4 protein-coding genes and 1 pseudogene are annotated in these 3,310 nt (G+C 71.5%); 2 read left to right on the top strand and 3 right to left on the bottom strand.

Features of this window, described 5'->3' with window-relative positions; all coding sequences use genetic code 11:
- Together TA90_RS10490 and TA90_RS15210 are read right to left on the bottom strand one after the other, a co-directional pair.
- On the bottom strand, positions 1-282 hold a 282-nt coding region (locus TA90_RS10490; RefSeq protein WP_043536272.1), incomplete at its 3' end, for an AGE family epimerase/isomerase.
- 134 nt (positions 283-416) lie between these two features.
- Positions 417-1,358, bottom strand: coding sequence for a MerR family transcriptional regulator (locus tag TA90_RS15210; RefSeq protein WP_043536271.1), 942 nt, complete (start codon positions 1,356-1,358; stop codon positions 417-419).
- 312 nt (positions 1,359-1,670) lie between these two features.
- On the opposite strand from TA90_RS15210, the gene TA90_RS10480 reads away from it, so the two are divergent.
- Positions 1,671-1,958, top strand: coding sequence for a WhiB family transcriptional regulator (locus tag TA90_RS10480; protein ID WP_043536269.1), 288 nt, complete (start codon positions 1,671-1,673; stop codon positions 1,956-1,958).
- A gap of 280 nt (positions 1,959-2,238) precedes the next feature.
- Here TA90_RS10480 and groES read toward each other — a convergent pair whose 3' ends face one another.
- A complete protein-coding gene (gene groES / locus TA90_RS10475; RefSeq protein WP_043536268.1) occupies positions 2,239-2,535 on the bottom strand; it encodes a co-chaperone GroES in 297 nt (98 codons plus the stop codon).
- Between the two features lie 304 nt (positions 2,536-2,839).
- Here groES and TA90_RS10470 point away from each other — a divergent pair.
- Positions 2,840-3,310, top strand: a pseudogene (locus TA90_RS10470) (methyltransferase); the annotation flags it as partial.

Here is a 3,310-nt window from a genome sequence, read left to right as displayed (position 1 = left end):
CCCGCCGTGCTCCGCGTCGTGGAAGGGGCCGCGCAGGGCGGCGATGCCGTGGTCCGCGAGCTCCGCGGCGCCCTCGATCCCCTGCAGGGCCGCGAGGCAGAAGACGTGCGTCATGCGGCAGGTGACCCAGAGCTCGACGGGGCGGGAGGTGTCGACCTCACCCTCGGGACCCATGTACCCGAACCCGGTGGCGACCCGGGAATTGCGGGCGAAGTCGACGAGGGCGTGGAACTCCCGGTCGAACTCTCCCTGGACGGCTCGGTCATCCCACGGCGTGTCCATCTGCGGCCTTTCTGGCGAGGTGCGTCTTCGCGGGATCCGTCCCTGGATCCCCGGACAAAAGTACCACCGGCGGGGCGCCGCCCAGCAGTCGTGCCCATCGGCACCGCCACAGGTCCACCGCAGGTCGCGGGCACTCAGTCCTCGGAGGGCTCCCCGGGACGCGGATCGGCCTTCGCACGTGCCAGGGCGACCGTCTCGTCCACACAGGCGCTGAGGGTGCGGACCCGCTGGACGTGCTGGTCGAGGAAGTGGGGCGAGTCCGGTCCCACCAGGACGATGTCCACGTCCTCGGACCGGGCGATGGAGTCCATGAGGCGTTCGCAGGAGGTTCCCCGACCCATGACGACTGCCACCGAGGCGCCCGTGCGCTCGCGGTGGGACTCGAACCGGGTGGCTCCACTGCTCCCGGCGTGGGGGCCGGTCGAGATCACCGAGGTGGGGATCCCGTTCCACTGGAGCGCGACGCCTGTTACGTGCGCGGCCAGGGAGTGGTCCTGGTCGGCCAGGACGACCACGCGGGCGGCGGCCGGGGCGGAGTCCTGGGGACGGTGTTCGGAGACCGAGCGCAGCACGGCCAGGACGGCGACCGTCAGGACGGAGGAGGGGGCGCTGCCGGGTTCCTCACCCTCGTCGGAGCCGAGGATCGTCTCCATGGCGGGTTCGATGAGGTTGCTCCAGGTGTGCACCAGGCCCTGGATCGTCACGGAGGTCGCGAGCATGCGTTCGAGGCGGTCGAGGTCACTCGACCTCGCGGCACCGACCAGTTCGGCGGGGCCCGAGGGGGGCTTCGTGCCGGCCATCGTCCCCGACAGGGACTCGTCGTCCATCGACAGGACGGTGGCGGCGGCATCGGCGGCGGCCACCCCGGAGCGGACCAGGTCGAGCATCCGGGACAGCCGGGCGACGTCGTCGGGGTGGTAGCGCCGGTGCGCCCCCGCGCGCCGTTCGGAGGGGCCCAGGCCGTAGCGGCGCTCCCACGTCCTCAGCGTCGAGGCGGACACTCCCAGTCGCGCGGCCACCATGGTCACGGAGAGGGGGACATCGGTCACGGGGCGGAGGATCTGCGCCTTGGGCATCCGATGTCACTCCTTCCGGGAGTCGGGTGCAGTTCCACGATCCGGGAACCTCCCGGGCCTGCACTGCTCCAATCCTCATCTCACGGAGCACTTCTCGCCACTCGGGACGCCCCGCGGGGCCCCACCTGACGCGAAGCCCACAGACCGTTCCCAGCGAACTCCCAGAGAGAATGCGCTACCTGAGAAATTCCGGAGAGTTGATGGACCACTCTTGAATAAGTGGTGCGCAAGTCTGTAGCCTTGGAGCACGTCCGGTGCAGGGGGGGGTTGGAGACACCCGTCCGGCACACGACCTGTGAAGGAAGGCATCCAATGACTGACGTCTCACGACTTCCCGGCCCGATGATCGAGGCATGGGAATGGCAGTACGACGGTGCCTGCCGTGACATGGACACCGAACTCTTCTTCCACCCCGAGGGCGAGCGCGGCTCGACACGGAGGCGCCGCGCCGAGGCGGCCAAGGCGGTGTGCGCGACCTGCCCGGTCATCGAGCAGTGCCGCGAGCACGCGCTGCGCGCCCAGGAGCCCTACGGGATCTGGGGCGGCATGACCGAGGAGGAGCGTCGCGAGTACCTCCAGCGTCAGCGTCGCACCGCCTGACACCCGACCTGAGGACCTCGGGCCCGTCACCGAACCGGTGGCGGGCCCGAGCCATGTCCGGCGTGGACCCGGGGCGGACGGGTCCCCCACGGGACACGCACCCCGGTGTGCGGCGCGGAGGACGGGCACGGGGACGGGGACGGGGTCGCCGTGCCCATCGCCCACGTGGGGCGCGGCCTCCCCACAGATGCTCCCCACACATGATGGAGGGGCCCGCTCCCCACGGAGCGGGCCCCTCCCCACGTGGACGGTCGCGTCACAGCGACCGTGCCGTGTGTGCTCAGTGCTCGACGACCGCCAGGACGTCGCGCGCGGAGAGGATGACGTACTCCTCGCCGGAGTACTTGACCTCGGTGCCGCCGTAACGGCTGTAGATCACGGTGTCACCCTCGGAGACGTCCATGGGGACGCGGTTCCCGTTGTCGTCGATGCGACCGGGGCCCACGGCGATGACCTCGCCCTCCTGCGGCTTCTCCTTGGCGGTGTCCGGAATGACGAGACCGGACGCGGTGGTCCGCTCGGCCTCGACCTGACGGATCACGATGCGGTCCTCGAGGGGCTTGATGGAGATCGACACTGTCGTGACTCCCTTTCTGATGATGTTCGCGCATTGGTGCGTCCCGGTTCCACCCTGCCGTCGCGGGGGTCAGGGTCCGGGACCCGACCGCGGCTGTGGGCCGCGTTCCGCGTCCAAGCTTAGGACGCAGCTGGCACTCTGACAACCCGAGTGCCAGTCACGTGTCGCCCCCGCACGGCCCGGCCACCCACGCGCGCGTGCGCGTCACCACCTCCCCTCCACCGACCCGACCCGCGGTGGGGCCCCTCGTCCCCGCCGGCCCGCCGGTTCGGACCACTCCGGGAGCCCGTGCGACGATGGGGCGGTGACCTCCAACCTCGAGCCAGTGCTCTCCTCACCCGGGTGGGAGCTCCTGGCATCGATGGAGACCCTGCCCGACCGTGACCACCGCGACGCGGCCCGCCTGGACGCGACCATGCGGCGCCAGGGTGTCCCACCCGCTGTGGCGGCCGCCGTCCTCACCCAGCTCGACCTGCGTGACCGCGCGGAGGTGAAGTTCGGGGAGTTCGCCCGCTCCATGGTGTTCACCCGCGACGGCCTGGAGCAGGCGACACGGCTCACCGTCGCGGCACGCCACGCCGACCGCTTCCGCCGCGCGGGCGCCACCCGGGTCGCGGACCTCGGGTGCGGCATCGGCGGCGACGCCCTCGCGTTGGCGGGCCTGGGTCTGGGGGTGGTGGCCGTGGACGTCGACGAGGACGCCGCCGCGGCCGCGGCGGTGAACCTGCGGGCCTTCCCGGACTCGGAGGTCCGGCTCGGCGACGTGGTGGACCTC

It is taken from the genome of Actinomyces polynesiensis (assembly GCF_000820725.1).
GTDB lineage: Bacteria > Actinomycetota > Actinomycetes > Actinomycetales > Actinomycetaceae > Pauljensenia > Pauljensenia polynesiensis.
Note: the sequence above shows the minus strand (reverse complement) of the source record. Positions and strands in the feature narration are given on the sequence as shown.